This is a genomic window from Liquorilactobacillus oeni DSM 19972, from assembly GCF_001436275.1.
Lineage (GTDB): Bacteria > Bacillota > Bacilli > Lactobacillales > Lactobacillaceae > Liquorilactobacillus > Liquorilactobacillus oeni.
The window spans coordinates 119,934-145,826 of sequence record NZ_AZEH01000039.1 but is presented as its reverse complement, the minus strand read 5'-3'; the positions used below and the strand labels follow the sequence as shown (position 1 = coordinate 145,826).

Below are 25,893 nucleotides of genomic sequence, written 5' to 3'. Positions count from 1 at the left end.
GATACATGAAAAAGCTCTTTGTTTCAAATATAATATACGAACGTTTGTTTGTAATAGTGGGTAAAGTATGTTAAAATAGTTGTAATAATTAGTGATTGAGGTGTCAGTTAATGACAAAAGCTTCCGAAAAAAGACAAATGGCTGTCTTACGTTTTATTTACGAACGTGTTAATGAGAAAGGCTACCCGCCGACTGTACGTGAAATCTGTCAAGCAGTTGACCTTTCATCAACCTCAACAGTCCATGGACATTTAACAAGGCTTGAAAAAAAAGGATATTTACAAAGAGATCCTACTAAGCCCCGCGCTATCGAAGTGACTGCTTTTGGTTTGGAAGCCTTAGGAATTCAAGAAGAAACAAATTCAATTCCTGTGCTTGGGACAGTAACGGCCGGTTCACCGATTCTGGCCGTTGAAGAAGCTTCAGAATACTTTCCTTTACCTCCAAGCATGAATTCAGCTGAAGGATTATTCATGCTTACAATTCGTGGAAAGAGCATGATTAATGCTGGTATTTTAAATGGTGATAAAGTGATTGTAAGAAAGCAGCGCAACGCTGATAATGGTGATATTGTTATTGCAATGACAGAAGATAACGAAGCCACATGTAAACGTTTCTTTAAAGAGGAAGGTTTTTACCGTTTGCAGCCGGAGAATGATTTGATGGATCCGATTATTCTTGATTCGGTTATGATTCTCGGCAAAGTAGTTGGTCTTTACCGTAATTTTGTTTAGACCATTCAAGTTGCGCTTAAATATCTTTCCATGCAGAAAATACACATCTTTAATGATATACTATAAAATTTAAAAAATAAGGGACCGGATCAAAAGTTATGTTTTTGACTCGGTCCCTTATTTAAACTCGTAAGATACGAGTTTAAATTCTTCTACCTTAATATATAAACTATTTGCTTTGCTTCTGCATGTTTGCCATCGTCAATAACTCCGCAGCGTGCTCCAAGGTAAGTTGCGTAATGGTTGTCCCAGCCAGCATTCTGGCTAACTCAGCTACACGTTCATTTTTTGTTAATTTTTTAACAATAGTCTCAGTTCTACCCCTTTTAGTATGTTTTGAAACCAGAAAATGGTGGTCACTAATCGCAGCAACTTGCGGCAGATGTGTAATACAAAGTACTTGAGAAGCTGCAGCAATTTGGCTGATTTTTTCAGCAATAGCTTGTGCCACACGGCCGCTTACACCAGTATCTACTTCATCAAAGATAATACTAGTGACATTATGATCCTGTGCAAAAATTGTCTTCAACGCCAGCATAATACGTGACAACTCGCCTCCAGAAGCAATTTTATTCAAAGGACCGCTGGCTTCACCGGGGTTAGTCTGTACATAAAATTCAACTTTGTCAATTCCACTTGTATCCAATTCATGCTCACTGTCATCAAAATAAACCTGAAAAACAGCTTTATCCATATATAAAGCTTTTAATTGTGTATGTACCTTTTTTTCAAGCAGGTGAGCTGATTTTTTTCTTTCTGCAGATAGAAGCAGCGCTTTTTGATACGCTGACTGGTACATTTTTTCTAATTCTTCTTCTTGTTTACCGCTATCTTCTTGCGCATTTTGCATTTTTTCAAGTTCAGCTTTGATCTGCTCGCAATAACTCAAAATCTGTGAAACAGAATCACCATATTTACGTTCAAGTTGGTTAATAAGCTCCAAACGAAGATTAACCTCGTTTAATCGTCCTTCATCCCATTCCATCCCATCAAGTTCACGTGAAATATCATGAGCAGAGTCTTGAAGAGAATAAAAAGCAGTAGAAAAAGTACTGCTGATTGTTTTTAAATTTTCAGAATAAGCCGCAATTTTTCCCATTATCTCGCTCGCACTTCCCAACCTGCTGAGCAAATCCTCTTCACCACCAGAAAGAAGCTGATAGCTTTGCAAAAGTGCTTCTCTAATAGTTTGAAAATTTTCTAATTTTTCTTTCTCACTATTCAGCTTATCTTCTTCACCGCTTTTTAAGTGTGCCTCTTCAATTTCCTTAATCTGAAACTTCAGCATATCTAGCCTTTGTACCCACTTTTTTTCGTCTGAACGTTTTTTTTCTATATCCTTTTTGTGCTCTTGATATTCAATGAATTCTTTCTGATAACTATGTTTCAGTACTTCGCTACGTTTATTAAATTGGTCCAATAATTTTAAGTGATTTTCAACATGCATTAACGCCTGATTATCATTTTGTCCATGAATATCAATCAGACGGCCGCCAATTTTACGTAAAACCGCCAAAGTAACAAGAGTATTATTAACTCTGCAAACACTATGTCCACTACGATAAAGCTCACGTTGTATAATTAAACCGCCGCGATCACCCTGAACACCGACCTTTTCTAAATAGTCAACGAATGTTTTATCTTGCGGTAAGGCAAAAAGTCCTTGCAAGATCGACTTTGAAGCCCCTTTACGAATGAATTCTTGTGATCCTCTCTCACCCGAAAGCAAACCCAAAGCATCAATAACGATTGACTTTCCAGCACCGGTTTCACCAGTCAAAACTGTCATATGCGAATCAAATTGAAGATCAAGTTTTTCAATGATTGCAAAGTCTCTGATTGTAAGTTCCCGCAGCATCAGTTCATCCCATTCCTTTATCCTAAACTACCAACCAGTATAGGAAATATTGTTATTCAATCATTTCAAGCAACTTTTGCAGAATATCATTTGGTTTATAAGACTCCTTAGTAATTATGAGTACAGTATCATCATCGCCTAAGGTTCCAAAAATATCCTTATAGCGCATCTGATCAATTAAACTTGCAATCACCGGTCCGTTGCCTGGAGAAACCTTAAGCAGTAAAAATTCTCCCTGAACTCTTGCTGTTATATATGCACCACGTAGTGTTTTGCGTAATTTCTTTTCGGTATTCATTTTTTTTTCAGCTGGAAAACTATATTTGTATTGGCCGGTTGGTGAAGGAAGTTTAATCAATTGCATTTCCTTTACATCACGCGAAATCGTGGCCTGGGTAACATTAATTCCCTGCTGTTTTAAAAGTTCCACAATTTCTTCTTGCCGGTCAATGTTATATTGCCGCAATAATTCTTTTATTGCATTTTGTCTTTCCTGCTTACGCATCATTTTCACCAAGTTTCTGAAAAATATTCACATTTTTGTATTAATGATAGCGTAATTTGAATAATTATTAAAGCAAAATTTTATAAAAATTACCTTTTAAAAGCTTTATGAGCATCACTAATTACTTTCTGAGGATCAACTTCCGCAGTTAGAGTACCTCTTGCGGTTGAACTTTTAAGGTGAATCAAAAATTCTATGTTTCCTTCTCCTCCTGTAATAGGTGAATAATCCAGCCCGCAAACGTCGAATCCTGCATCCAAAGAAAAACCAACTATCTTGTCCAGCACTGCTTTATGGACCTTTGGGTCGCGCACAATACCATGTTTGCCAACGTTTTCTCTGCCAGCTTCAAACTGAGGCTTAATTAGCGCAACAACATCTCCTCTAGGAATAATTATTTCATGCAAAGGCGGTAAAATCAGATCTAATGAAATAAAAGAAACATCAATAGTCGCGAACTCAGGTCTGCCGTTTTTAAAATCAGCCAGTTTACTATAGCGGAAATTTGTATTTTCCATTACCACAACGCGTGGATCTTGCCTGATCTTCCAAGCTAACTGATTTGTACCAACATCCAAAGCATAGCTCAAGGCTGCGTTATTTTGCAATGCTACATCTGTGAAACCGCCAGTCGAAGCGCCAATATCCAGAATTATTTTATCAGCAGTAGTTAACTGAAAAACTTTAAGTGCCTTGGCAAGTTTAAAACCCCCTCGACTTACAAAGGGCATCTTTTTCCCCTTAAAATGCAATTTTGTAGTGCTATCGATTTTCATCCCGGGCTTATCTAATCTTTCTTCATTAATACCTAAAATTTCACCAGCCATTACAGCTCTTTTAGCCTGTTCTCTTGTTTCAAAAAGCCCTTGTTGAACCAGTAAAACGTCTATTCTTTCCTTTTTCATGCATTGCCCTTCCTTGAAAAATAATCCAAGAAGTCCCATAATAATTCAGTATTTTTTCCGTTTTCTAAGTTTTTTTGCAATCCTTCTAATGCATTCTTTGCTTTTTGAACAACACGCTTAAGTTCAGAATAGGATTCTTTTAAACCTAATAAACCTGGATAAGTATTTTTATTTTCAGCCTGATCTTTATGGACTGCTTTGCCTAGTTTTTCTTGCGTACTAACTACATCTAAAATGTCATCGTTGATTTGAAAAGCAAGACCAAAACTTTGGCCAAATTGTGTCAAGTAAATCATTTGGCGAGCATTTGCATCTCCAATTAGACCTCCTGCTTGGCAAGCATATTGAATCAGGGCACCTGTTTTTCGCCGGTGTAATAATTGCAACTGAGCCAGTTTGAGTTCTTTATGCTCACCTTCAATATCAGCAACTTGTCCGCTCACCATTCCCTGTGGTCCTGCTGCTGTTGCTAAAAGCCCAATTAATTTTAACTTAAGTTCAGACGGCAATTGACAGTTTGCAAGCCATTCAAAGGAGGCAGTTAGCAGACCATCACCGGCTAAAACTGCTTCAGCCTGACCAAAAACCTTGTGATTTGTTGGACGGCCTCTCCTCAAATCATCATTATCCATTTCGGGCAAATCATCGTGAATAAGTGAGTAAGTATGAACAAATTCCAGACTCCCCGCTGCAGCAAATACCGGTTCATCAACACGTTTTTTTAAAACTTGACAAACAGCCAGCATTAAAAGCGGTCTAATCCTCTTTCCGCCGCTTTCAAGCGAGTATTGCATTGATTTCTGCAAACTTTTCTCTGCATCAAGGCCTTGTAAAAAGTTTTTCATCTGCTGTTCAAGCAATGGAAGTTTTTCTTGACGAAAACTATTCAGATCACTTTCCATCATCGTCACTATCCCTGTCGAAGTTTTCTTCTTTACCTGCCTCACCAATTACCTTTGTCAAAGTTTTTTCAGCCAGCTCCAGTTTTTGTTGTAAGTCTCCACTTAACTTTATGCCCTTTTGAAACTGTTCTACCGCAGCTTCTAACGGAGCTTCACCACGTTCTAATTGCTGCACAATTTTTTCAAGTTTGTTTAAGCTTTCCTCAAAAGTTTCTTCTTTAGCCATTTTGTTCATCCTCCGTAATATTTAGTATTTTTGCATCTATAGTGCCGCCCTGTATATGAAAAGATATTTTCTCGGCAGGTGAAAGTTGAGTAATAGACCGAACTACTTTTCCATCAACAGTTGCATAGCCATACCCTCTTGCCATTACCCTTAGCGGGCTTAGCATCTCTAAGTTTGCTACTGCCGAACACAGCTTTTGTCTTTTTGTTTTGAAATAATTTTCATATGCAGAAAAAAGCCTTTGTTTTAAATAAATAACTTGTTTAAGCAATAAATGCAACTTTTCAGTAGGTGCCTGTTTTTGCAATTGAGAGAATAGCTGCATCTGCTGCTGTTCTTTTTTGTTCAAATCGACCCGCATTAATTGAATTATTTGTTTTTGCAAATAATCCACTTTTTGCAAATAACTTTCATATAATCTACCAGGTTGTTTGAATACATAAGAGTTACGTAATTTTTGCAGTGCTTGTCTTTTAAGTTGCAATTGAGCCTTCAAACTATGATAGAGTCTTAAACGCAACTGCTCTATCTTAATTATTTCCTCACTCAAAACAGGAACTGCCAATTCTGCAGCTGCTGTTGGAGTTGCTGCCCGGACATCAGCAACTAGATCAGCTATTGTTACATCTGTTTCGTGACCGACAGATGAAATCACAGGAATCTTGCATTCATAAATCGCTCGTGCAACAATTTCTTCATTAAAGGGCCAAAGATCCTCTATTGACCCACCACCCCTACCAATAATCAGTGTTTGAAAATTGCCATACTCCTCAACTTGCTTGATTCTACCAACAATGTCTTTAGCAGCTCCTTCGCCTTGAACAAGTGCTGGAAATAAAACAATCTGCGCAATCGGATAACGTCTACGGACTGTTGTCATAATATCTTTGATAACTGCACCTGAACGACTTGTAATTACAGCAATTCTACGCGGAAAACGACAAATGTCTTTTTTAGGAGCACTAAAAATACCTTCTGCAGCTAATTTCCTTTTTAATTGTTCATAAGCCTGATATAAAGCTCCTACACCATCCGGTTCCATTTTTTCAACATAAATTTGATAATTGCCGCTAGCTTCGTATAAAGAAACACGTCCTACTACTAAAACTTTCATGCCTTCTTCTGGTTTGAATTTAACTTTATCAAATGCAGAACGAAACATAATGGCATTAATTTTAGCCTCCTTGTCTTTGAGACTGAAGTATTGATGTGCACGCGGACGCATTCGAAAATTTGAAATTTCACCAGTTAAATAAACACGGCCTAGATAAGGATCAACATCAAACTTTTTCTTCAGGTACCTTGTCAGCGCACTAACTGTTAAATACGTTTTTTCCGTCAAAATCAGCACTCCGTTCTGCAAAATTAACAGTTTGTTCCATCAGCATTGCAATTGTCATCGGACCCACTCCACCTGGCACAGGTGTGAGATAAGACGCTCTTTCATTAACAGAAGAATGTTCAACATCCCCTACTAGTTTTCCATTTTCATTACGATTCATTCCAACATCGATTACTATTGCACCAGGTTTGATATCTTCTCCTGTGATGAACTCAGCCTTCCCAATTGCAACAATTAAAATATCTGCCTGCCTCGTCAACTTCCTTAAATTTTTAGTCTTACTGTGGGTAATAGTGACAGTTGCATCATGATTCAGCATTATCGCAGCCATAGGCCTACCAACGATATTACTTCTGCCAACGATTACTACATGCTTGCCGCAAACCGGAAGATGATATTCTTCAAAAAACTGCAAAATTCCAGCAGGAGTACAAGGCAGTGAATGCGGATCATTCAAAAAAAGGGAACCTACGTTTTGAGGGTTAAATCCATCAACATCTTTTTCAGGCTTAATTGCATTAATTACCCCTTTTGCATCGATTTGCTCAGGCAATGGCAACTGGACTAGAATCCCATGTACAGAATCATCTGCGTTCAAGGTCTTGATTAGTGTCAAAAGTTCGCTTTCCTTCACTGTCCTTTGCAAACGAATGTCTTGAGTCTCAATTCCAAGTTTTTGCGCCGTGCGGTGCTTATTGCGTACATAGATTTTGCTAGCCTCATCACCTCCAACAAGTATCACAACTAACTTAGGCTTAATTCCTTTTGATTTTAAGTCTGCTATTCGTTGAATAAGCCTCGTTTTTACTTTTTCTGCAAGCTTTTTCCCATCTAACTTTATTGTCATCATTATTCCCCATTATTAACTTTTTCTATGTAACTATTTTAGCATATCTTGCAAGTGGGAAAATAATTATTTAAATTATTAAATTTCTTCAGCTTCGTAATTTATCAGCCTTAATTTGTCGGTGATAACGCATAAAAAAGCAGAAGCCATAACCGGCTTCTGCTCAAATTGCTACTATATCTATTCTATCAAGTGAAAAATTCATTTTTCGTCAGCAATAATTAAATTCGAAAGAATTCCATTAACAAAGCGGCGTGATTTTTCATCACTGAACTCTCTTGCTAATTGAAGTGCTTCGTCAACGGCTACTTTAGCCGGAACATCCGCCACATCTTGAACTTCATAGGCTGCTAAACGCAATAAAATTAAATCCGTTTTAGTAAGACGTTTCAAATTCCATTGCTTACTTAAATAACTTGAAATCACTGCATCAAGCTCTTCTTTATGTGAAACGACACCTTCAGTTAACTCAACCAAATATGGCGGTATCACTGCTGGAAGCGTCAATTTTTCATCATCGACACGTAACTGTTCGTAAAGAGCATTTATATCAGTATCAGGATTACTTTCAAGCGCAAAGAGTATCTGAAAAGCCACATGCCTAATAGAATGTCTGGTTATACTCAATTGTTATCACCATTTTCTTTTTCACTAAACAAGTCATTCGGGTTTACGGTTGTCTCTTGTTTTTCAGGCACAACACCCTGCACAAAAACATCGATACCCGTCAATTTAAGCCCTGTCATGAAAAATAATTGCTGTCTAACTTTCTCTTGGATTTCTAGCGCAACTTTAGGGACAGGCACTCCGTAATTCAAAAATACATAAACTTCAGCTTTTAATTTGTCATCTTTTTGCTCAAGTTTAACCCCTTTGCCGCGGCTTTTACGTCCAAAAAGTTCGTTTAAACTGCTTGCAAGTGAGCCGCGCATCGAATAAACACCATCAACTTGACTAGCTGCAATTCCAACGATTATCTCAATTACTTCCGGAGTAACTTCAATCTGGCCTAGTCTAGGGCTTTCAGTTTCAATTAAAATATTATCATTCTCAGCCATCGACACTTCCTCCTTTGAGCTAAGCTCTGGAAATATAGCTTCCATCCTGTGTATTAATTGTTAACACATCACCTTCATTTACAAAGAAGGGAACTTGAACAACCAATCCAGTTTCCAAAGTAGCAGGTTTGGACCCGCCGGAAGCTGTATCACCCTTAATTCCAGGTTCCGTTGCAGCTACTTTCAAATCAACAGTATTTGGCAAATCAACACCTAGCGTTTCATTTCCATACATAATAATATTAACAAGCATATTTTCTTTTAAGTAGTTTAATTCATTTTTAATCTGCTCCACGGGTAATTCAAGTTGTTCGTAAGTAGTCGTATCCATAAAGACATGATTGTCTCCATCTGCATACAAGTACTGCATCTTACGATTATCAATTTGTGCCTGCTCTACCTTTTCTCCTGCACGGAATGTTTTTTCCTGAACTGCTCCAGTACGTAAATTTTTTAGCTTTGAACGGACAAATGCTGATCCCTTGCCTGGCTTAACATGCTGGAATTCAACTACCCGCCAAATATCACCGTCAACCTCAATTGTTAATCCATTTTTAAATTCATTAACCGAAATCATAAGGTTCCTCCTACAAAAACATAATTTTAACACTACGCATATTCATTTTAACATATCGGGTCATAGTAATCGTAACTTTGCCTAAAACCTCTTAACCACCCACTGATAACAAATTTTTCACACTTAATTCCGAAATGCAATCAAATCAGTCTATAATACTCTCATCAATTCTGCTTGAACTTCAAAGTCTCACTTTAGCATACTTTCTTTTTTAATACCTATACACAATTTATAATAGCAATAAAAACAATAAAAATGCAAGCTTACCCCTTGATTTCAAAGTATTCCTTAGAAAAATCTGTTAGTATTTCATAGCCAGACTCAGTTACAAGAACATCATCTTCGATTCTGATCCCGGCTTTGTTTGGAATATAGACCCCAGGCTCAATTGTTATTACCTGTCCTGGCACCAAAATATCTTCATAACCCATACCAATATTGGGTAGTTCATGAATGCTCATACCAATTCCATGACCCATGCCATGATTGAAAAACTTTCCATAACCAGCTTCTGTAATTAAACTTCTTCCAATTCTGTCCAATTGGCTGCCCGTAATTCCAGGACGGATTGCTTCAATGGTCTTTTCCTGTGCTCTTAGAACAGTTTGATAAGTATCTCTAACATCTGATATCTGAGGCCCAATTGAAAATGTTCTAGTCACATCAGAAGTATATCCTTGATAAAAGTATCCAAAATCAAGGGTGACAATATCGTTTTGCCTAAGTTTGCGCATAGAAGCAGTCCCATGAGGCAAACTACTTCTGTTTCCACTCGCCACAATGGTAGAAAACGAACTTTCGGCTGCCCCCAATTTCTTCATTATATAATCTAATTCATTAGCAGCTTCAATCTCAGTTTGTCCTTTAGCAACTGTCTCTAAAAATTTTTGATAGCCCAAACCCGCTAAACTACAAGATTTACGGAGCAAAGCAATTTCTTGTGTATCTTTTACAGAACGCAGTTTTTCAATAACACCATCAAAGGCAACAATATCTGAAACCGCATTTTCGTCAAGAACTTCATATTCATTATAAGATAAGGAGCCTTCAAATGCCATAGCCAAAAGGTGTTTCTCAGTTACAAGGTGGCAAGCAGTCTTAAGGTATTCTCGAGTAATCTCACAGGACCAATATTTAACTTGTGACTTGATTTGCTCACCAAATCTTGAATCAGTAATCAAATACTGGTTATCTTCCGTCACAAGAGCTACTCCAGCATCTCCTGTAAAACCGCTCAGATAAAAAATATTGACCGGATTTGTAATTAAAAAAGCGTCCACACTCATTTTTTCCATTTCACTGCGAAGTTTTACAACTCTTTCTAATTGCATGATTGAGCTCCCTTCTTAATTTTGTTTCTGCAAAAATAAAAAGACCAACACAAAACGTTACGTTCCGTATTGATCTTATATCAAGTTTCTGAAATAGTTTATTCTGCCACTGGGTAAACAGATACCTGTTTCTTGTCGCGACCTTTACGTTCAAAACGAACTACACCATCAACTTTAGCAAACAATGTATCATCGCCGCCCTTACCAACATTGATTCCTGGGTAAATGCGCGTTCCGCGCTGACGGTAAAGAATTGAACCGCCAGAAACAATTTGTCCATCGGCACTCTTTGAACCTAAGCGCTTGGATTCTGAATCACGGCCATTAGAAGTCGAACCGCCACCCTTTTTATGAGCGAAAAACTGTAAATTCATTAACATAGTATTCTGCACCTCCTCAAATCTAGGAAATTTTTATATATTTAGGATAACTGAGCGCAATTTCTTTTATTCCAAGTTTAAAATTTGCAAATAGCAAAACTGCTGCTTCAGTTTCGTCATCTTTTCCAGCTGACTTTACTTTCATATAGCCGCCGGCTTTTTCATCCGTATGAATTTCAAGTTCTGCCTTTGCAAGCTTCTGCAGACCATTAACAGTACTGATAGCTAATGCAGAAACACCCGCACAAACAATATCCTTACCGTATTCACCTGATCCGGCATGTCCTGCTAATTCAAAACCGCTAACTTGCTTTTTGGTATAAAAAAAACGTACTGTAATCATTAACTTCGTCTTCCGTCAATTAAGCATTGATCGTATCAATCACTACTTTTGTATATGGTTGACGATGTCCCTGCTTTGTATGTGAATGTTTCTTTGGCTTATACTTGAAAGTTATGACTTTCTTTGCGCGGCCCTGCTTTTCAACAGTACCTGTAACTGTTGCGCCATCAACAAAAGGCTTACCGACAACAGCGTTATCGCCACCTACTAAAACAACTTGATCAAAAGTAACCTTTTCACCAGCTTCAGCATCAAGCTTTTCAACGTAAATAGCTTGACCTGCTTCAACCTTAAGCTGCTTTCCACCTGTTTTTATAATTGCGTACATAAAAGTGCACCTCCTTAAACTTACTTAGACTCGCCGCAATTTAGTGAATTATCAATTTCAGCTTGATAATTTCTTGCTTGACTGATTGCGTGCGGTTGCAGTTGTGGCATGCACAAATACAACATTGAAATCATACCAGAAAAAAAGATAAACGTCAATTAATTTTAAAAACATGAATGGTTACAAAAAGCCTGCTCACATTTCAGTGAATCAGGCTCTTAAAAAATTTTAAAATGGCGCGGGAGAGATTCGAACTCTCGACCGTCCGCTTAGAAGGCGGATGCTCTATCCAGCTGAGCTACCGAGCCATAAACAACATTAGCAATTATAGAATATCACTGACAAGCTGTCAAACTTTTTCTAAGCGAATTTATCAAAAAAAAATAGAGAGGTTCAAACCATTTTTGTTGAAACATTTTTGTAATCATGCAATAATGTTAATGTAATTTAAATGTAATATTAAAAAGAAAAGGGTGATTGTTATGATACCATTTTTTGCAATTGTTGGAATACTTATTTTTGCAGGTGTTATCCAATTATATGACGATCAACGTAAAGTACAGGAAAATTATAAACATTTCAAGCAAGATGAACGTAAAACTACGAGTTACTAATTTTTTAATCCAATATGCTGATTACTATTTTATACTAGCGTAAAAAGATAGTACCTGTATATGAGAATACAAACAGAAATCATGTTTCTTTCAATTTTTTAGCAATATGAAAATAAGCTAAACGAGGGATTGGGTCAAATGTTATATTTTGACCCAGTCCCTCTGTTTTAACCCTTAATATGTTCATTAAACCTTTTCAATAATCAGCCCTTTTCACTTAATTACGAACTGTCCATAACCGGGCTCAGACTACGTACGCTATCTGCAATTAATACTTAAAAGCTAATACCTACAAGTTCGTTTCTTCTTAAATTCTTCCAAAGATTAGGCAGAATCTAACTTTCATCACTCTCAACTCTTAAGAATAACAAAATATAAGCACGTTTTGCTTGCAAATAATTATAATGAAAAACTGCAACTTTAGAACTAAACTTAATTCTTTTTTCCTTCCATAAGCTTCTTCAAAAAAGCATTTTCAATTTCTGTAGCTGAAAACTTAAAATCCACCAGTCCAAGTTTAATAAAAATATGCCAAGCATGTACAAATGCTGGAGCATTACGTTCAAAATAGCTTTTATTAAGCATTTTTTGCAAAATCAAATAATCTTGCGCAATAAATTTACTTTTATCTTTTTGTTCCAAAATTGAAATTTTTTTATCCGTAAGCAGAACTAAATATGTCCATTTTTTTTCATTAGCAATTTTGAGAAAAGCTGCAGCTGACAGACAAAAATCATCCATAAAATCAATACCTTTTTTTCGATTAAAATTGCCTAATAATTCTGCCAGCCTAACATTAAGTTCGAAAAAAAGTGCCGTATCGCGCTGTTGCCCGAAAGACGGCTGTCCCGTAGTTCTTTGCAAACGTGCAGCATCCAGCATTTTTTTTACATCCAAGTAATTTTTTTCCTCCACTTTCATAAAGTAATCAATTGAAATAAAGTGAATCAGACTTTATTTCTAGACTCTCTAAATTATTCAAATACCAAGTCCTTAAAAAGGAATATTCAAGCAATACATCAAACCAAGATTCTTTGTGCAGCGGATCGCTGACTTTTATACTCCAGCCATTCGAGGCTCCTTCATTTACATTCTGAGAAAACAGCTTTACCACTATATCATCATCAAGTTTTAAGACTGCTTCGCCGTTAACACCTCTTTCAAGTATTCGTCCTCCTTGTGCTGTTTCAACAAAAAGTTTATCCAATATAGTTCTTGGAAGATTTGAGTCTGCAACTTGATAGACAGCACTATTTGAAGGATCTAGCAAGGTAAAATCAACGTCAAAACCAAAGTCTTCCTTAAGAAACTTACCAATGTCCAATAAATACTCTTCAAAACCGCGAAGTGTTTCTTTCGTTACGTCGTCTGTGTACTTCACAAGTAAGAGTTCAGTCAAAGCACGACTGTTAAAACGTAAAACATGTTTATCAAAACTAAGGTAAAAAAGAGTTTCACCTGTATTTTTTTCCGTGTAGTAAGCACCCTTTTGTGCGGTAGTTTCTAGTTGAAAAATAAAATATCCAAGCGTATTAATCCCCGGAAATTCATGGTATAATTCGTGAAATCTGTCCGAAGACTGCAAAATGACACGCTCTTTATCATGCAAAGCAAGAAGGCGATTTAAAAAAATTAAATAAAAATCAGATCGGCTGTATTGCTGAGGAAAAGTAATAAAAGAAGTGTCTAGATGATAAGAAACCAATTTTTGTGCTGCAGACAGCAATTCAGAAGGGTCATTTGTTTCAATCAGGCTGTCAAATAGTTCAGTAAATATCTTTCCATGTTTCAAACTATCTTTCAACTGGTCATTGTAAGTAATCAAACGGCCAGAAGTACTTAAAGTTGCTGCATCTTCGATTGTCCTCAACTGTCTTTGACTTTTTTGAGGTTCAAATATTTCAGTCGGCTGTCTATAATCCTTACTCATTTATATTCACCCGCCCTTTGGTAGCAATCAAATCAGCGATATAGTCACGATAAAGAGTCTTGTTTCTTGCCTCAAAATTTTCAAAGCTGCCGAACTTTGCAATGATACTCTGTTTTTCATAACCTATTAGTGTATCTTCTTTTGATAATGCCAATACTTGATCTTCATTCTCTTTAATCAATCTATAGGCAGTTTGTGCTTTTTCGTCTTGCTCTGTTAATTCTGAAAGGTGTTCAACTAATTGCTGCTTAGCATCTCTCAACTTGGCAGCTTCCCAAGGCATCACCTTTTCTTGGGCGTTTTTCTTCAACTGCAGTCTGACTTTCTCTTTTTCTGTATCACGTTGACCTTGAGAATCGATTAGTGCCTGCAGCTGATCTGCTTGATCTGACAAAGATGCTATTTTATCAGTATTTAAACGCTTATTTTCGGCGTCCAAAGCAAAAGCCCGTCGCAGTTTTTCATATTCAGCCTTATCAAACTCAAAAGATACACGCAAGACATCCAAGGAGCCAAAAAGTTTTCTATCCCACCAATTGCCAAAGTAAAACTGAAATAATCCCTTTTTTACTTGTTCAAAATAAAAAAACGGGTAAGTTTCATGGAGATATGCAAGCAAGTTACCGCTGAGATATTGACTAATAGTATCAGAAATATCATCAACTAGACTTTCATTTTTTGTATCCGCTGTACTATGTTTAGATTGCATTACCTTTTCTGAATACCGCTGTCCATCAATCAACTGATAGACTAACCGATCATTTTTATTCTCAACTGCCTGTGCCAAGGTTTGCAGATAGCGGATCTTAACTGCCACTGTTTTTGACAGCTGCTGTGCTGCTAAAGAATACTTCTGTGCGTTCACCTGATTTACATTTGTCACACTGATCTCCCCTTATATGCATGCGTCCAGATAACTTAAAGTAAAACCTTACGCACTGATTTTAAACCTTTAAAACCTTGAATCCATATTAATTATATCATTTTACACGTTTTTATCCCAAATGTTAGGAGATGGTTTTTTACCTCTTTTCTCATATTGACGTTTAAAGTCATGTACTCCAGAAAAGAAAAAAGGTGCTGGATCTTCTTTATAAGAGATAGCTCCTTCTTGTACCGAAAACAAATGCTGTTTAAACAGCTGTTCGTAATCAGAAACGCTGATTTCCTTTCGCAAATTTAAAATACGATTATAATCAACTTTGGCTAGACCTTTCTTAAAATCCGGCTGTATTATTCCTGTATAAAATTCAGCTTCTGCACCGGAACCGTAACTAAATAATCCTATTCTTTGGCCTGCTTTAGTCTTTTCACTATTGCACAGTAACGAAAGTAGACTGAGGTATAATGAACCGGTATATAGATTCCCTACCTCGCTGTTAAAGAAACGAGCATGTTCAAACTCTTGAGCCAGTCTGACTGTATCACTAGGCTGAGCATCTTTCAGTGCAATTTGCAAGGCCTTAAGCCCTAGTTTTGTGTACGGCAAATGAAAAAGAAGAGCTGCAAAATCGCTTAAACTGTAACCGGTTTTATCAAGATATGCCTGCCATGTTTCTTCAAAAAATTCTAAGTAAGTATTTTTAGAATATTTTCCATCCACCACTGCTTCAGTTTTTCCAAGCGGTCTCCAAAAATCCATAATATCCTGAGTAAAAGCTGTGCTGTCTTCTTCTAATGCTAGAATTTGCGGATTTTGGGAAATAAGCATAGCAACAGCCCCACCGCCTTGAGTAGGTTCCCCTGGAGTGTTGATTCCATAACGTGCATTATCAGCTGCAATCACAAGTACCTCATTCTCAGGATTCAGTGCTACAAAACCACGAGCAAGCTGGATGCCCGCAGTTGCACCATAACAGGCCTGTTTAAGTTCAATTGCCCTTATTTCATTTTTCAAACCCAGTAAGTGCGCCAAATAAACTGCTGCTGCTTTTGAATTATCAATTCCTGATTCAGTAGCAAAAATTACAAAACTAATTCTGTCACGGTCTTCTTTCGTAAGAATGCGAATTGCAGCATTGGCAGCCATCGTAACTACATCCTGACTTGGTGGAACAACGGCCATCTTTGACTGTCCAATCCCAATCAAATACTTATTAGGATCTTCGTTACGTGCAAATGCCAATTTCTTCATATCTACATATAAATGAGAGGTAGAAAAACCGATTTTATTAATTCCAATTTTCATTTTTTCACTTCCCTAAGAGAGTTAGTTCTATCATACCTGAAAACAATAAATACTAGTATACTTCTATTTTTACTTGCTGGCTTGTTAGTTTTCAACTAATGAGGTATTGCGGATATTTTTTTATGCATAGCTTATTTTATGATCGTATTTTGAAACTTATTCTTTCATTTAATATTAAAATAGTTAAAGTTGCAGTATTTTTTAACAACAATTACATAATTATTGTACACTTAAAATGAAACATAGATAATACCCTTTAGAATAATCTGTTTGTGCAAATATTTGGCTATCCAATATCTAATAAAAAGAATTAAGCGGAGGAAAAAATGACCGACAATTTTACTATTAACCGACAACTGCACCATAAAACCATCCGTTCCTTTGCACCACAAAACCTCACAAAAAAACAGTTTGATGCTCTCATGCAGGTCGCAAGGCATACCTCTACAAGTATGTTTATGCAACAATTCTCAATAATGCATATCACGGATCTAAATAAAAAGAAAATAATTAGGCAGGTTTCTAATCAGGAATATGTAGGCAAAAATGGTGATCTTTTCATTTTTGTTGTGGACCTTTATCGTAACCAACAAATTCGAAAACAATTAGGCAAAGATGATGGACGTTTACACATGACCGATGTCTTTTTACAAGGTGTTGAGGACACAGTTTTAGCTGTCCAAAACGTTGTTAACGCTGCGGAGAGTCTGAACCTTGGAGCAGTTATATTAGGTAGTATCATGAATGATCCTCAAAAACTAATTACGAACCTTAATCTGCCACCAATGACTTTCCCACTGCTAGGTTTACAAGTTGGAGTTCCTACACAAAATCCACAGTTAAAACCGCGTTTACCCTTAAGTTTTACCTTATTCGAAGATAGTTATCCAAAAGAAGTTGATATTCACAAGCTCGATTCTTACGATAAAGTTGTCAGTACATATTACGATCTGCGTGACACCAATAGACGAATCGATTCATTCACAAAACAAGTTGCATCAAAAAAAATGGATAAACACATTACTAACCGTAATCAAACCGTTGAAGTTCTTCACTCTCAGCAGCTATGTCTTGCTTAATAGTTATCATAAAATTTGATAACTGTTTATTATGAATTAATTGAGTCTATTTCTTAATATGAAATAGACTTTTTATTAACTACATAAAGGTATACTGGATAGAATCTTTTTTAACTTTTAACTATGTAAAAATAGGTTTATTTCATTTTAGAGATTCGGTCTATTTTATTACTCTCCAATTTTTATCGGTAAAACTACTGTATTTTTATAGGAAGATTAGTCAGCTTCTTCAATTCAGTAACAATATTTTCAAGATATATTACCTTCAATTCTTCAATCGTTTTGAGCTGAAATGAGCACGTCATTCTTTTAGGCTTTACCGTCACAAAAAGAATACGATTTTTAATTAGGGAAAATCATAATAAAAATAAATATCTTGTTTTCCCTTTTGAGAAGTATAACTATATACTTTAGTGTCAAGTCCACCAATTTCAAAGCCGTATTTCAAATAGAATTCACATGCTGCGACATTATTATTTTGTCCTATTGCCCAAAAACCCTTGTATCCTCTTTCTTTTGCAATCTTTTCTGCCAATTTCAAAAGTGAATGAGCAGTCCCCTTTCGTCTGTATTTCCCACTAACTTTTAAATCCTCTAAGTATAAGTATCTATTCCACTGATTATTAAAAATCGCCAAACCAATTGTTTCTTCACCCTTAAAAGCACCAATGGCAAACCCATTTTTATTTATATCTTCCAGTTTATAATCTTCATCCGGAAAGATCTGTTTTTTTATTTCTTTTTTATCATACTTTCTTATTTCGTAATTCCATTTTTCTTTATTTCTCTTTATAATCATCTCTCCCAAAATATCAAATGAATTATTTTTTAGAAGCAAACTTTGTTCATCATCTTTGCTTATTATCTTTAAGTTCATGCCGATTATTCCCCTTTTATATAATTTTAGATAATTATATAATAATGTTCTATAAAAAATAGATCTATTTTACCAACAGACTGCACAACAAATGTTTTCATCATATGAATACTAAACTACATAGATGAAATTACTATTACGAACATACTGCAATGTAATAATAATCTTTGAAACAATTGAAAAAGCGGTCTTAACCACGTTAGTATGGCTTTTGTTAACATGATTTTCTATCATTACACAATTTCCATTAGCTGCGAGAACATAATAATTCTTATTCTCCATGAACTTAAGAATGGGCGCACTGGAACCGCAATATTTATTTGCCGCAGTTCTAATATAAACAATGTTACCAGCACTTAATGAACCTGTGGTTGCAAAAGCAGTCTGTTAGTAATTCATTAGTAATTGCTTGTGCCGGCTTTGAATCATTAGACGTTTCTTTCTGAATAGTTCTGTAATATACCAAAGTTTCGCCCCGACATATTACAGTGTTGGAAATCAGATACCCATTGCCAATTATCATTAGATCGTTAGTTGAATAATGGTCTCAGTTGGAATACTTGGATAGTCCTCCGCTACCGCATGCAGTTCAGCTTCCTATTCCATATATTGTTGCTTAGTAATTCCATTTATATCATACCCACATCTCGCAAATATCAAGTTTTTATTTTTTTATAAATACTGTTTATTTACCTCCAAAATACTGTTCTATTAATGCTTTGCTGCGTATTGATAAACTATTATCCTAAAGGCTGTTATACTTTAATTGTACAGAAAGAAAGTGCTTTTTTGAAAACTCTAGATAATATTGCTCTTGCTTTACTAATTATCGGTGGTTTAAACTGGTTATTTGTTGGTTTATTTAACTTTGACTTGGTTGCTACAATATTTGGTGGTCAAACAGCCATTCTTTCCAAAGTTATCTATATTATCGTTGGTCTTTGTGCTCTATACTCGTTAAAGTTCTTTCCCCTTATTATGCAATCTTTTAAGCATGAGAATTAAATTAATTAAAAACCGGTACACCGGTTTTTTTTTGCCAAAAATTTTCATTTTATAAGGTCCTGGTTTAAACTATTGATTAGCGTTGTTCTTTTAAAACTCATTCAGCTGTTCAAAATAGATGTTTAATTGCCATTAAGACAGCTACGGTGAGGTACATCTTTCTATAGAAATATAGACCTGCATGCTTTTATGCCAACAGTTAAAAGAGGAGCTAATATACTGTCCTTAGAATTGTTAATTCCCATGCAAGATGAAAAATTCAGGTATTAACCAAGCATCAATTACTTAATTATTTGGAATTATCAGCTAAACAGAGAATCTTTTTAGAATGAAAAGGAACATACTTTCGAAACAGGAGAATAAAAAATGAATAAACAACAATTTCAGGAATATTTAGAGAACAACAGCCAAGCAATCAGCCTATTTAATAACAAAGCATTGGAATTCCAAGAAAATAAAAATAAGAAACGTCAGCCAGCTAAAAAATGGAATGAAGCTAGGCTCGAACGTGAATCTGAAAAAATGCTTGCTGCTTTTATAACTAGTGTATATGAAAAAATGAAATCACATGTAAAAGAAAATACGCTTGAACCTGAAAAATCGTGGATAGCATTTATCGACGAAAATGATATTTTAGATGAACTAGAAGAATCAATTATTGAAATGCAATTTGTTTGATATTTTACGATTGTTTAAAGTTTACAAATCCAAAGACTGGTAACTCTAAAAACTGAGATAGTACTTTCTGCTTTCAGTCTCCTCTTTCATTTGTATTAGTTGGTTCAGACTTAGAAGCTACATCTTTTGCCGATGCTTTAGCACGGTTACTATACTAAAAAATTTATAATTGGAATATTACTAGCCATTGTAGCTTTTGCACTCATCTTTCTTCCTAATAAACATTAAATTTTAAATTATTGGAGCGTTTATGAAATTTTAGGCGGAACTTATTTCATTGCAACTGGCTTTATATCCTTGATAAGAAAATAATTTTTTGAGGGTAACATTTGAAATTCAGCCCCATATTATGTCAGCAGTGGATAAAACACTCAAGCAGTCTTCGAAAACATGTGCGTACGATAGATAGTAAGACTAGTTTTCACGCTCACCCCCTTAGACACACTCATGCGACTTCTCTGCTCTCAAAGAATATTGATCTTTATATCAACTTCGAAGCAATTTGGCCACTCGGATATTTCAAATACCAATCACGTATATTCTTATTTAATCAATAAGTATAAAAAGTGCGCCGATACCGAAATTGAACACATATTAGATACTCTTAGTACACCAAAAGTGCACCAAACTTTTATAAATTAGCATAAAACAGCACAGACATAAAAAAAGAAATGCCTTTATACCGGCATTTCTAGTAATTATACATAAACTAAATTAACAAAATAAGGAGAGTACAGGATTTGAACCTGCGCGCCGGTATAAGCCGGTTCGCCGGATTTCGAGTCCGGTGCATTACCACTCTGCCAACTCTCCAACAACGATAAATATTATATCAACTAGTACAAAAAAAAGCAATGTTATTATAACATATTAGGCCTGCAGAACTGTTTAAAACCGCTTTTTCTTCGTATGTTGCTAAAGTTCACTTTTCTCATTAAGAAAAAGGGACAATATAATATTTTTACGCTAATTTGCGGTATGTCACTACATTCGTCCACGCTGTGATGGTATTTTTCAAAGTCCTTTATTATTTATTTTACAATTTAATTAATTTATACTTATTCGCTTTGTACTTGAGAACAAAAAAACTAAGATAAAGCGATTGCTTTATCTTAGTTCTGAAGTAAAGGTTAAATGAAATAATTGTATTCTGGGGGAATACAAAATGGAACATTTTTATATTACTCCACAACAATACTACGAGCATTAACATCTGTTGGTTTCAAATGTCAATGTCTTTAATAGTAGCCGTCTTTATTTTCTTATTGTAAAATATTTGCAGTTGACCATGTAGTGTTTCATTTGGTTTTGATAAGAGCAAAAAATAGATAACCTTTTCTTTTGATTCTTTATTATTTAACTTCGATTATTTTAACTTTCATAGCACCGCCGGGAGTTTCAATGTCAACATTTTCTCCTAGCTTGTGCCCCACAAGTCCCTTTGCAATTGGTGATTCATTCGAGATTTTACCTGAGAAAGGATCTGCTTCTGCTGCTCCGACAATTGTATAGGTCTCAGGCTCCTCATCGGGTAATTCCTTAAAGGTAACAGTCTTACCAACAGCAATTTCATTTTTGGCTACCTTGTCATTATCAATAATTTCAGCATGGTTCAGCATTTGTTCAACGGTTTTTATACGTCCTTCTACAAATGATTGTTCATCTTTAGCAGATTCATATTCCGAGTTTTCGGACAGATCACCGAATCCTCTTGCAATCTTAATACGTTCAATAACTTCTGCTCGTTTTGATGTCTTTAAAGTGTTTAATTCTTCTTCTAATTTTTTCTTTCCTTCAAGTGTCATCGGATAAATTTTTTCTTCAGCCATTTTTTTAACTCCTCTCATTTCTTAAATTATATTTTTAAGGTAAATTATGGTTATGACGCAAAACATCTTTTACCTTAGTGGATAATAAATCAATTGCCACTTGGTTTTCTCCGCCTTCCGGAATAATCAAGTCAGCATAGCGCTTAGTCGGTTCAATGAATTGATGATACATCGGCTTAACAGTCTGCAGATATTGTGCCACAACAGATTCCAATGATCGTCCACGTTCCTTAGTATCACGGATAATTCTTCTGATAATTCTAATGTCATCATCCGTATCGACAAAAACCTTGATATCCATTAAATCTCGTAGTCGTGGATCACTCAGTACCAAAATTCCTTCTATAATAATAACTTCTTTAGGATTTTCCAGAATAAACTTTTTACTGCGGTTAAGTGTTTTATAATCATACACTGGAACTTTAATTGATTTCCAGTTTAATAAATCCTGCAGCTGCTTAATCAAGAGGTCTGTGTCAAATGCATCGGGATGATCATAATTTACTTTTCGCCTTTCCACAAGGCTCATAGCATCTTGATTTTTATAATATGAATCTTCTTGCAGTATCAAAAGAGAATTTTGTTGCAACTGCTCAAAAATTGCTCTGCTAACCGTAGTTTTACCACTGCCTGAGCCGCCCGTCACGCCGATGATAACGGGCCGTCGTTTATTATTTTTCTCTGTCATTATTCGTTATTATCTTTCTGAAGTTTTTTAGTAAGTATCTGGTGTTCGGAATAAGTTTTAGAATAGTATACCTTGCCAGTTTTCATATTTGCGATAAAATACAGATACCCTTGCGCACGTCCTGAAGGGTTCAAAACAGCTTGTACAGAAGCAATACTTGGATTATTAAATGGTCCTGGACCGACCCCTTCATTTTTATAAAGGTTATATGGTGAATCGACTTCAAGATCTTTATAAGTTACATTCTTTTTATACTTTCCTAGTGCATAAAGAACGGAGATATCAGATTGAATCTTCATACCCTTATCCAAACGATTTTCAAATACACCGGCAATTCGGTATCTGTCTTTTTGTGTAACTCCCTCACGTTCAACTAAAGATGCCAAAGTCAATGTTTGCTGTACTGTCATTTTTTTTCTTTTAATCTCACTATAATAAGGTTTCAGCATTGCATCAGACTTAGTAACCATTTTAGTTACAAGATCTTTCAAACTGCCCTTTTTACCTGCATAATAAGTAGCAGGATAAAGGTACCCTTCTAATTTATAGCGTACACCCTTAGCATCAAGTGCAGAAGCAAGTAGATCTGGGTAATTTATCTTAAGTTCGTTTAAAAATTTCTGGTTGTTTAGCAGTGCCAGAAAATCTTTTTTCTTAAACCTGGTATTCTTTTGAATTACATCACCGATCTCATCTGCAGTAACACCCTCACGAATTAGTACTTTACCCGCGTTAAGCGGCTGGCTTGAACCACCTTTTTGCAAATTCTGTACAATTTTCTTCAAAGTCATTGATGGTTTAAATTCATAGTAACCAGCCTTAAAATGGGTGTACTTGTTAGTTTTAACATAATAATCAAATACAAAGCCGCTTTTAATAACTTTCTTTTCTTCTAAAATACTTCCGATCTGTTTTGAAGTGCTTCCAATCGGTACTTTTACCTCAATTTTTTTATTACTATTCGGGTTTAGCGGCTGTTGTGCACGGTTAAAGTAATGAAAACCGATGAATAATAATACAACTACCAAAAGAGCAATAACGAGTACTACACCGCGAACAATTCTATTTGCAAAAATATTTTTTGGCTGTTGCTTGTCATTATCGTCTAAGCCTTTATTCTCTTCCCCATTATTCAAGTTATCCCTCCATTCTCAAGAAAGCTATCTTTTCCATTATACATAAGAACAATTTAAATTGCACTCAAATATAAGGCAGTCTTTACAAAAAAGCAAGGGGCTTTACCCTTGCTTTAGAATTAGCGAATTACAGCATCAAATTTTGTCTCAATTTTTTTCATAACTCTTTCAAATTCTTCTGTCACTTCTTCATCAGAGAGCGTGCGACTTTGATCTTGATAAGTCATTTTATATGCAAGTGATTTCTTATTGTGCGCAATATGTTCACCTTCGTAAACATCAAAAAGCTCAATATTCACAAGATGTTTCCCACCGTTTTCGTTAATAAAATCAACTATTGCAGAATTTTCAATTTCTTTCGAAACAGCTAATGCAACGTCACGGGTAATTTCAGGGTATTTTGAAACTGAGACGTAAACTTCCTGCTCTTTCGGCAGATCAATAACCTTCTGCAAATCCAATTCAAACACATAAGTTCTATCTATTGAATATTCCTTGCAAATGTTTGGATGAACCTCTCCAAGAAATCCAAGAAAAGTATCCCCAGCATATATGTCAGCAGTTCTTCCTGGATGCATCTCTTCATGCCCGGTAGCTGCTTTAAATTGTATATGCTTAACACCTAATGAATCGAGCAGATGCTGCACAATACCCTTAACCAAGAAGAAATCTACCGGTTGTTTAGGATATTGCCATGATCCTGCTGCATAAAGACCTGTCAAGGCAGCAGCAACATGCTCTACTTCACGTGGCCGTTCGTTTTCTTCTTCACGATAGAAGACGCGTCCTTGTTCATACAAAGCAACATTCTTCACTTTTCTTGCAGTATTATAGGCCACATCGTCCAACAAACCGCTGATCAAGTTCATCCGAATGGTAGTTCTGTCAGAGCTCATTGGAAATGCAAGTTCAGTCGCAGCAGAAGGTTCCATCATGAACTGGCCAGCTTTTTCATGTGTTGTTAAACCATAAGAAATAGCTTGCGTCAAACCAGTTTCTTCGAGTAAACGTTTAGTAGCACGGATAACTTTTTGTTTGTAGGTGTAGAGTCCTGGTGTAAGTTCACCTTTTGGCAGAGTCGCTGGTAAGTTATCATATCCGTAGATTCGAGCAACCTCTTCTATAAGATCAGCTGGGATACTTATATCCCAACGATGAGGTGGAATTTCAACTGTAAATTTGTCTGCGGAGTTCATGTCCACCTTAAAATCAAGCCGCTCAAAAATATTTTTAATTTCAGCAGCGCTTATTTTTGTACCAAGCACATCATTTATTTTTTTTGACCCAATTGAAACTGAAACAGAATGAACTTCTTCTTTAGTAGCTGCAGCAATACCTTCAGCCACTTTTCCATCACCTAATTTTGCGATTAATTGGGCTGCTGCGTCAAGCGCTTCTTCAACCGTGGCATGATTGATTCCACGCTCAAAGCGCATCGAAGCTTCACTGTGCAGGTTGTGATAACGAGCAGTCTTTCTAACCAAGGAAGGATTAAAGACCGCACTTTCAAGTACCACAGTAGTAGTAGAATCAGTAACAGCTGTTCGTAAGCCGCCCATTGTGCCTGCCAGTGCGATCGGCCCTTTTTCATCAGCAATCACAATATCCGTAGGACGTAGAACACGTTCTTTTTCATCAAGTGTTTTAATTTTTTCCTGCGATTGTGCCAAACGAACCTCGACATTTTTGCCGCTGATTTTATCATAGTCAAATGAATGAAGCGGTTGTCCGTAATCCAGTAAAATATAATTTGTAACGTCTACTAGATTGTTTGTTGGTCTAATTCCTGCATTCCAAAGTCGTTTTTGAAGCCACATTGGGCTTGGCTTTACCTTTAATCCTGTGATAACACGCATCAGGTAAGTAGATGCTAGCTTGGAATCCGCACTAGGAATAACATAATGACCGACTGTATCCCCCTCTTCAACAACTTTGGGGTGTTTTAAAGTTAATTTTTTATCGTAAATTGCTGCCAATTCGTAGGCAGTCCCTCTCATACTAAGCATATCAGCACGGTTAGGAGTAACGTCTAAGTCAATAATGTTTTCGTTCATCCCTAAATAATCAAAAACTGGTTTTCCCACAACTGCATCATCTGGAAGAAAGTAGATTCCATCTGCAAATTCCTTAGGTACAACATTTTCAGAAAAGCCTATCTCTTGTAAAGAACAGATCATTCCTTCAGAAAGTTCTCCACGCAACTTGCCGCGTTTAATTTTAACATTATCTGCAATCCTTGAATTAGGAAGAGCAACAATCACTTTTTTATCTGCAGCAATATTTGGTGCTCCGCAAATTATTTGTAAAGGCTTATCTTCTCCCACATCTACTTTACAAATATGCAGATGATCAGACTGAGGATGCGCAGAAACATGTTGAGTATAGCCAACCACTATTTTCTTCAATCCAGATGCCAAGCAACTGACATCATCTACTTCTACTGCTGTACGTTCAATCTTTTCAGCTAATTCATTTGCTGGAATATCTAGTTTCACATAATCACTGAGCCATTTTGTCGAAATTTTCATCTGAT

Annotated in this window: 29 protein-coding genes, 2 tRNA genes and 1 other annotated feature; of the genes, 5 read left to right on the top strand and 26 right to left on the bottom strand. The window is 36.0% G+C overall.

Features of this window, described 5'->3' with window-relative positions; translation table 11 throughout:
* The first annotated feature begins 110 nt into the window (after nucleotides 1–110).
* On the top strand, nucleotides 111–734 hold the full coding sequence (gene lexA / locus FD46_RS05910) for a transcriptional repressor LexA (RefSeq protein ID WP_057896242.1): 624 nt from the start codon (nucleotides 111–113) through the stop codon (nucleotides 732–734).
* Between the two features lie 169 nt (nucleotides 735–903).
* Here the strand turns inward: lexA and recN are convergent, their stop codons facing one another.
* The 15 genes from recN to FD46_RS05835 form a co-directional block, all read right to left on the bottom strand.
* Nucleotides 904–2,592: a DNA repair protein RecN gene (gene recN, locus FD46_RS05905; protein ID WP_057896241.1), complete on the bottom strand. Its 1,689-nt coding sequence runs from the start codon at nucleotides 2,590–2,592 to the stop codon at nucleotides 904–906.
* Between the two features lie 52 nt (nucleotides 2,593–2,644).
* Nucleotides 2,645–3,097 (bottom strand): arginine repressor, encoded by a 453-nt coding sequence (locus FD46_RS05900; protein WP_057896240.1) that lies wholly within the window; start codon nucleotides 3,095–3,097, stop codon nucleotides 2,645–2,647.
* 89 nt (nucleotides 3,098–3,186) lie between these two features.
* Nucleotides 3,187–4,002, bottom strand: a complete 816-nt coding sequence (locus FD46_RS05895; RefSeq protein ID WP_057896239.1) for a TlyA family RNA methyltransferase — start codon at nucleotides 4,000–4,002, stop codon at nucleotides 3,187–3,189.
* The gene (locus tag FD46_RS05890) at nucleotides 3,999–4,907 is read right to left on the bottom strand and encodes a polyprenyl synthetase family protein (protein WP_157047098.1); all 909 of its coding nucleotides are present in this window, start codon (nucleotides 4,905–4,907) and stop codon (nucleotides 3,999–4,001) included. The genes FD46_RS05895 and FD46_RS05890 overlap by 4 nt, the downstream gene beginning before the upstream one ends.
* Entirely contained in the window at nucleotides 4,894–5,130 is a 237-nt protein-coding gene (locus tag FD46_RS05885) for an exodeoxyribonuclease VII small subunit (protein ID WP_057896238.1), read from the bottom strand. Before FD46_RS05885 ends, FD46_RS05890 begins: the two co-directional genes overlap by 14 nt.
* Nucleotides 5,123–6,475, bottom strand: a complete 1,353-nt coding sequence (gene xseA / locus FD46_RS05880) for an exodeoxyribonuclease VII large subunit (RefSeq protein ID WP_420805346.1) — start codon at nucleotides 6,473–6,475, stop codon at nucleotides 5,123–5,125. The genes FD46_RS05885 and xseA overlap by 8 nt, the downstream gene beginning before the upstream one ends.
* Nucleotides 6,444–7,322 carry a bifunctional methylenetetrahydrofolate dehydrogenase/methenyltetrahydrofolate cyclohydrolase FolD gene (gene folD / locus FD46_RS05875; protein WP_157047097.1) on the bottom strand — a complete coding sequence of 293 codons (879 nt, stop codon included), beginning with the start codon at nucleotides 7,320–7,322 and terminating at the stop codon, nucleotides 6,444–6,446. The genes xseA and folD overlap by 32 nt, the downstream gene beginning before the upstream one ends.
* Nucleotides 7,323–7,520: 198 nt before the next feature.
* Nucleotides 7,521–7,946 (bottom strand): transcription antitermination factor NusB, encoded by a 426-nt coding sequence (gene nusB / locus FD46_RS05870; RefSeq protein WP_057896235.1) that lies wholly within the window; start codon nucleotides 7,944–7,946, stop codon nucleotides 7,521–7,523.
* The gene (locus FD46_RS05865; protein ID WP_057896234.1) at nucleotides 7,943–8,377 is read right to left on the bottom strand and encodes an Asp23/Gls24 family envelope stress response protein; all 435 of its coding nucleotides are present in this window, start codon (nucleotides 8,375–8,377) and stop codon (nucleotides 7,943–7,945) included. Before FD46_RS05865 ends, nusB begins: the two co-directional genes overlap by 4 nt.
* 19 nt (nucleotides 8,378–8,396) lie before the next feature.
* The gene (efp, locus tag FD46_RS05860; RefSeq protein WP_057896233.1) at nucleotides 8,397–8,954 is read right to left on the bottom strand and encodes an elongation factor P; all 558 of its coding nucleotides are present in this window, start codon (nucleotides 8,952–8,954) and stop codon (nucleotides 8,397–8,399) included.
* Nucleotides 8,955–9,217: 263 nt separating this feature from the next.
* Complete coding sequence (locus tag FD46_RS05855) at nucleotides 9,218–10,285, bottom strand: M24 family metallopeptidase (RefSeq protein WP_057896232.1); 1,068 nt, start codon at nucleotides 10,283–10,285, stop codon at nucleotides 9,218–9,220.
* 98 nt (nucleotides 10,286–10,383) lie between these two features.
* On the bottom strand, nucleotides 10,384–10,665 hold the full coding sequence (gene rpmA, locus FD46_RS05850) for a 50S ribosomal protein L27 (RefSeq protein WP_057896231.1): 282 nt from the start codon (nucleotides 10,663–10,665) through the stop codon (nucleotides 10,384–10,386).
* A 22-nt stretch (nucleotides 10,666–10,687) separates the two neighbouring features.
* Nucleotides 10,688–11,008, bottom strand: a complete 321-nt coding sequence (locus tag FD46_RS05845) for a ribosomal-processing cysteine protease Prp (RefSeq protein WP_057896230.1) — start codon at nucleotides 11,006–11,008, stop codon at nucleotides 10,688–10,690.
* Nucleotides 11,009–11,027: 19 nt separating this feature from the next.
* Nucleotides 11,028–11,336 (bottom strand): 50S ribosomal protein L21, encoded by a 309-nt coding sequence (gene rplU, locus FD46_RS05840; protein WP_057896229.1) that lies wholly within the window; start codon nucleotides 11,334–11,336, stop codon nucleotides 11,028–11,030.
* Nucleotides 11,337–11,352: 16 nt separating this feature from the next.
* Nucleotides 11,353–11,443: a sequence feature (ribosomal protein L21 leader region), on the bottom strand.
* 127 nt (nucleotides 11,444–11,570) lie between these two features.
* A tRNA-Arg gene (locus FD46_RS05835) sits at nucleotides 11,571–11,644 on the bottom strand.
* Nucleotides 11,645–11,818: 174 nt separating this feature from the next.
* Between FD46_RS05835 and FD46_RS10680 the strand changes: the two genes are divergently transcribed.
* On the top strand, nucleotides 11,819–11,950 hold the full coding sequence (locus FD46_RS10680) for a hypothetical protein (protein WP_268872847.1): 132 nt from the start codon (nucleotides 11,819–11,821) through the stop codon (nucleotides 11,948–11,950).
* Between the two features lie 432 nt (nucleotides 11,951–12,382).
* Here FD46_RS10680 and FD46_RS05830 read toward each other — a convergent pair whose 3' ends face one another.
* The 4 genes from FD46_RS05830 to FD46_RS05815 form a co-directional block, all read right to left on the bottom strand.
* Complete coding sequence (locus tag FD46_RS05830; RefSeq protein ID WP_235805583.1) at nucleotides 12,383–12,871, bottom strand: dUTPase; 489 nt, start codon at nucleotides 12,869–12,871, stop codon at nucleotides 12,383–12,385.
* A gap of 7 nt (nucleotides 12,872–12,878) precedes the next feature.
* The gene (locus tag FD46_RS05825) at nucleotides 12,879–13,880 is read right to left on the bottom strand and encodes a hypothetical protein (protein ID WP_057896227.1); all 1,002 of its coding nucleotides are present in this window, start codon (nucleotides 13,878–13,880) and stop codon (nucleotides 12,879–12,881) included.
* A complete protein-coding gene (locus tag FD46_RS05820) occupies nucleotides 13,873–14,763 on the bottom strand; it encodes a hypothetical protein (RefSeq protein WP_057896226.1) in 891 nt (296 codons plus the stop codon). Before FD46_RS05820 ends, FD46_RS05825 begins: the two co-directional genes overlap by 8 nt.
* 102 nt (nucleotides 14,764–14,865) lie before the next feature.
* Nucleotides 14,866–16,068 (bottom strand): hydroxymethylglutaryl-CoA synthase, encoded by a 1,203-nt coding sequence (locus FD46_RS05815; protein WP_057896225.1) that lies wholly within the window; start codon nucleotides 16,066–16,068, stop codon nucleotides 14,866–14,868.
* Nucleotides 16,069–16,394: 326 nt separating this feature from the next.
* On the opposite strand from FD46_RS05815, the gene FD46_RS05810 reads away from it, so the two are divergent.
* Nucleotides 16,395–17,147: an NADPH-dependent oxidoreductase gene (locus tag FD46_RS05810; RefSeq protein WP_057896224.1), complete on the top strand. Its 753-nt coding sequence runs from the start codon at nucleotides 16,395–16,397 to the stop codon at nucleotides 17,145–17,147.
* A 346-nt stretch (nucleotides 17,148–17,493) separates the two neighbouring features.
* On the opposite strand, the gene FD46_RS05805 is transcribed toward FD46_RS05810, so the two are convergent.
* Together FD46_RS05805 and FD46_RS10600 are read right to left on the bottom strand one after the other, a co-directional pair.
* The gene (locus FD46_RS05805) at nucleotides 17,494–18,024 is read right to left on the bottom strand and encodes a GNAT family N-acetyltransferase (RefSeq protein ID WP_057896223.1); all 531 of its coding nucleotides are present in this window, start codon (nucleotides 18,022–18,024) and stop codon (nucleotides 17,494–17,496) included.
* Between the two features lie 111 nt (nucleotides 18,025–18,135).
* The gene (locus FD46_RS10600; protein WP_235805582.1) at nucleotides 18,136–18,306 is read right to left on the bottom strand and encodes a hypothetical protein; all 171 of its coding nucleotides are present in this window, start codon (nucleotides 18,304–18,306) and stop codon (nucleotides 18,136–18,138) included.
* Nucleotides 18,307–18,813: 507 nt separating this feature from the next.
* Between FD46_RS10600 and FD46_RS05800 the strand changes: the two genes are divergently transcribed.
* Nucleotides 18,814–19,029, top strand: a complete 216-nt coding sequence (locus tag FD46_RS05800; RefSeq protein WP_057896222.1) for a DUF378 domain-containing protein — start codon at nucleotides 18,814–18,816, stop codon at nucleotides 19,027–19,029.
* Between the two features lie 366 nt (nucleotides 19,030–19,395).
* Complete coding sequence (locus FD46_RS05795) at nucleotides 19,396–19,707, top strand: hypothetical protein (protein ID WP_057896221.1); 312 nt, start codon at nucleotides 19,396–19,398, stop codon at nucleotides 19,705–19,707.
* Nucleotides 19,708–20,432: 725 nt separating this feature from the next.
* On the opposite strand, the gene FD46_RS05790 is transcribed toward FD46_RS05795, so the two are convergent.
* The 5 genes from FD46_RS05790 to pheT form a co-directional block, all read right to left on the bottom strand.
* Nucleotides 20,433–20,520 (bottom strand) — tRNA-Ser (locus tag FD46_RS05790).
* A 539-nt stretch (nucleotides 20,521–21,059) separates the two neighbouring features.
* On the bottom strand, nucleotides 21,060–21,536 hold the full coding sequence (greA, locus tag FD46_RS05785; RefSeq protein WP_057896220.1) for a transcription elongation factor GreA: 477 nt from the start codon (nucleotides 21,534–21,536) through the stop codon (nucleotides 21,060–21,062).
* A 34-nt stretch (nucleotides 21,537–21,570) separates the two neighbouring features.
* Nucleotides 21,571–22,224, bottom strand: coding sequence for a uridine kinase (gene udk, locus FD46_RS05780; protein ID WP_057896219.1), 654 nt, complete (start codon nucleotides 22,222–22,224; stop codon nucleotides 21,571–21,573).
* On the bottom strand, nucleotides 22,224–23,360 hold the full coding sequence (gene mltG, locus FD46_RS05775) for an endolytic transglycosylase MltG (protein ID WP_057896218.1): 1,137 nt from the start codon (nucleotides 23,358–23,360) through the stop codon (nucleotides 22,224–22,226). The genes udk and mltG overlap by 1 nt, the downstream gene beginning before the upstream one ends.
* A 119-nt stretch (nucleotides 23,361–23,479) precedes the next feature.
* Nucleotides 23,480–25,888 carry a phenylalanine--tRNA ligase subunit beta gene (gene pheT, locus FD46_RS05770; protein WP_057896217.1) on the bottom strand — a complete coding sequence of 803 codons (2,409 nt, stop codon included), beginning with the start codon at nucleotides 25,886–25,888 and terminating at the stop codon, nucleotides 23,480–23,482.
* Nucleotides 25,889–25,893: the final 5 nt, after the last annotated feature.

Excerpts from the sequence above, each read along its gene's own strand:
- efp (WP_057896233.1), bottom strand. The coding sequence starts at position 8,954 with ATGATTTCGGTTAATGAATTTAAAAATGGATTAACAATTGAGGTTGAC.
- FD46_RS05855 (WP_057896232.1), bottom strand. The coding sequence starts at position 10,285 with ATGCAATTAGAAAGAGTTGTAAAACTTCGCAGTGAAATGGAAAAAATG.
- greA (WP_057896220.1), bottom strand. The coding sequence starts at position 21,536 with ATGGCTGAAGAAAAAATTTATCCGATGACACTTGAAGGAAAGAAAAAA.
- FD46_RS10680 (WP_268872847.1), top strand. The coding sequence starts at position 11,819 with ATGATACCATTTTTTGCAATTGTTGGAATACTTATTTTTGCAGGTGTT.
- FD46_RS05885 (WP_057896238.1), bottom strand. The coding sequence starts at position 5,130 with ATGGCTAAAGAAGAAACTTTTGAGGAAAGCTTAAACAAACTTGAAAAA.
- pheT (WP_057896217.1), bottom strand. The coding sequence starts at position 25,888 with ATGAAAATTTCGACAAAATGGCTCAGTGATTATGTGAAACTAGATATT.
- rpmA (WP_057896231.1), bottom strand. The coding sequence starts at position 10,665 with ATGTTAATGAATTTACAGTTTTTCGCTCATAAAAAGGGTGGCGGTTCG.
- FD46_RS05805 (WP_057896223.1), bottom strand. The coding sequence starts at position 18,024 with ATGAACTTAAAGATAATAAGCAAAGATGATGAACAAAGTTTGCTTCTA.
- rplU (WP_057896229.1), bottom strand. The coding sequence starts at position 11,336 with ATGTACGCAATTATAAAAACAGGTGGAAAGCAGCTTAAGGTTGAAGCA.
- FD46_RS05900 (WP_057896240.1), bottom strand. The coding sequence starts at position 3,097 with ATGCGTAAGCAGGAAAGACAAAATGCAATAAAAGAATTATTGCGGCAA.
- FD46_RS05895 (WP_057896239.1), bottom strand. The coding sequence starts at position 4,002 with ATGAAAAAGGAAAGAATAGACGTTTTACTGGTTCAACAAGGGCTTTTT.
- FD46_RS10600 (WP_235805582.1), bottom strand. The coding sequence starts at position 18,306 with ATGGAGAATAAGAATTATTATGTTCTCGCAGCTAATGGAAATTGTGTA.
- FD46_RS05795 (WP_057896221.1), top strand. The coding sequence starts at position 19,396 with ATGAATAAACAACAATTTCAGGAATATTTAGAGAACAACAGCCAAGCA.
- FD46_RS05865 (WP_057896234.1), bottom strand. The coding sequence starts at position 8,377 with ATGGCTGAGAATGATAATATTTTAATTGAAACTGAAAGCCCTAGACTA.
- FD46_RS05830 (WP_235805583.1), bottom strand. The coding sequence starts at position 12,871 with ATGAAAGTGGAGGAAAAAAATTACTTGGATGTAAAAAAAATGCTGGAT.
- FD46_RS05825 (WP_057896227.1), bottom strand. The coding sequence starts at position 13,880 with ATGAGTAAGGATTATAGACAGCCGACTGAAATATTTGAACCTCAAAAA.
- folD (WP_157047097.1), bottom strand. The coding sequence starts at position 7,322 with ATGATGACAATAAAGTTAGATGGGAAAAAGCTTGCAGAAAAAGTAAAA.
- recN (WP_057896241.1), bottom strand. The coding sequence starts at position 2,592 with ATGCTGCGGGAACTTACAATCAGAGACTTTGCAATCATTGAAAAACTT.
- FD46_RS05815 (WP_057896225.1), bottom strand. The coding sequence starts at position 16,068 with ATGAAAATTGGAATTAATAAAATCGGTTTTTCTACCTCTCATTTATAT.
- FD46_RS05845 (WP_057896230.1), bottom strand. The coding sequence starts at position 11,008 with ATGATTACAGTACGTTTTTTTTATACCAAAAAGCAAGTTAGCGGTTTT.
- FD46_RS05890 (WP_157047098.1), bottom strand. The coding sequence starts at position 4,907 with ATGATGGAAAGTGATCTGAATAGTTTTCGTCAAGAAAAACTTCCATTG.
- lexA (WP_057896242.1), top strand. The coding sequence starts at position 111 with ATGACAAAAGCTTCCGAAAAAAGACAAATGGCTGTCTTACGTTTTATT.
- udk (WP_057896219.1), bottom strand. The coding sequence starts at position 22,224 with ATGACAGAGAAAAATAATAAACGACGGCCCGTTATCATCGGCGTGACG.
- FD46_RS05810 (WP_057896224.1), top strand. The coding sequence starts at position 16,395 with ATGACCGACAATTTTACTATTAACCGACAACTGCACCATAAAACCATC.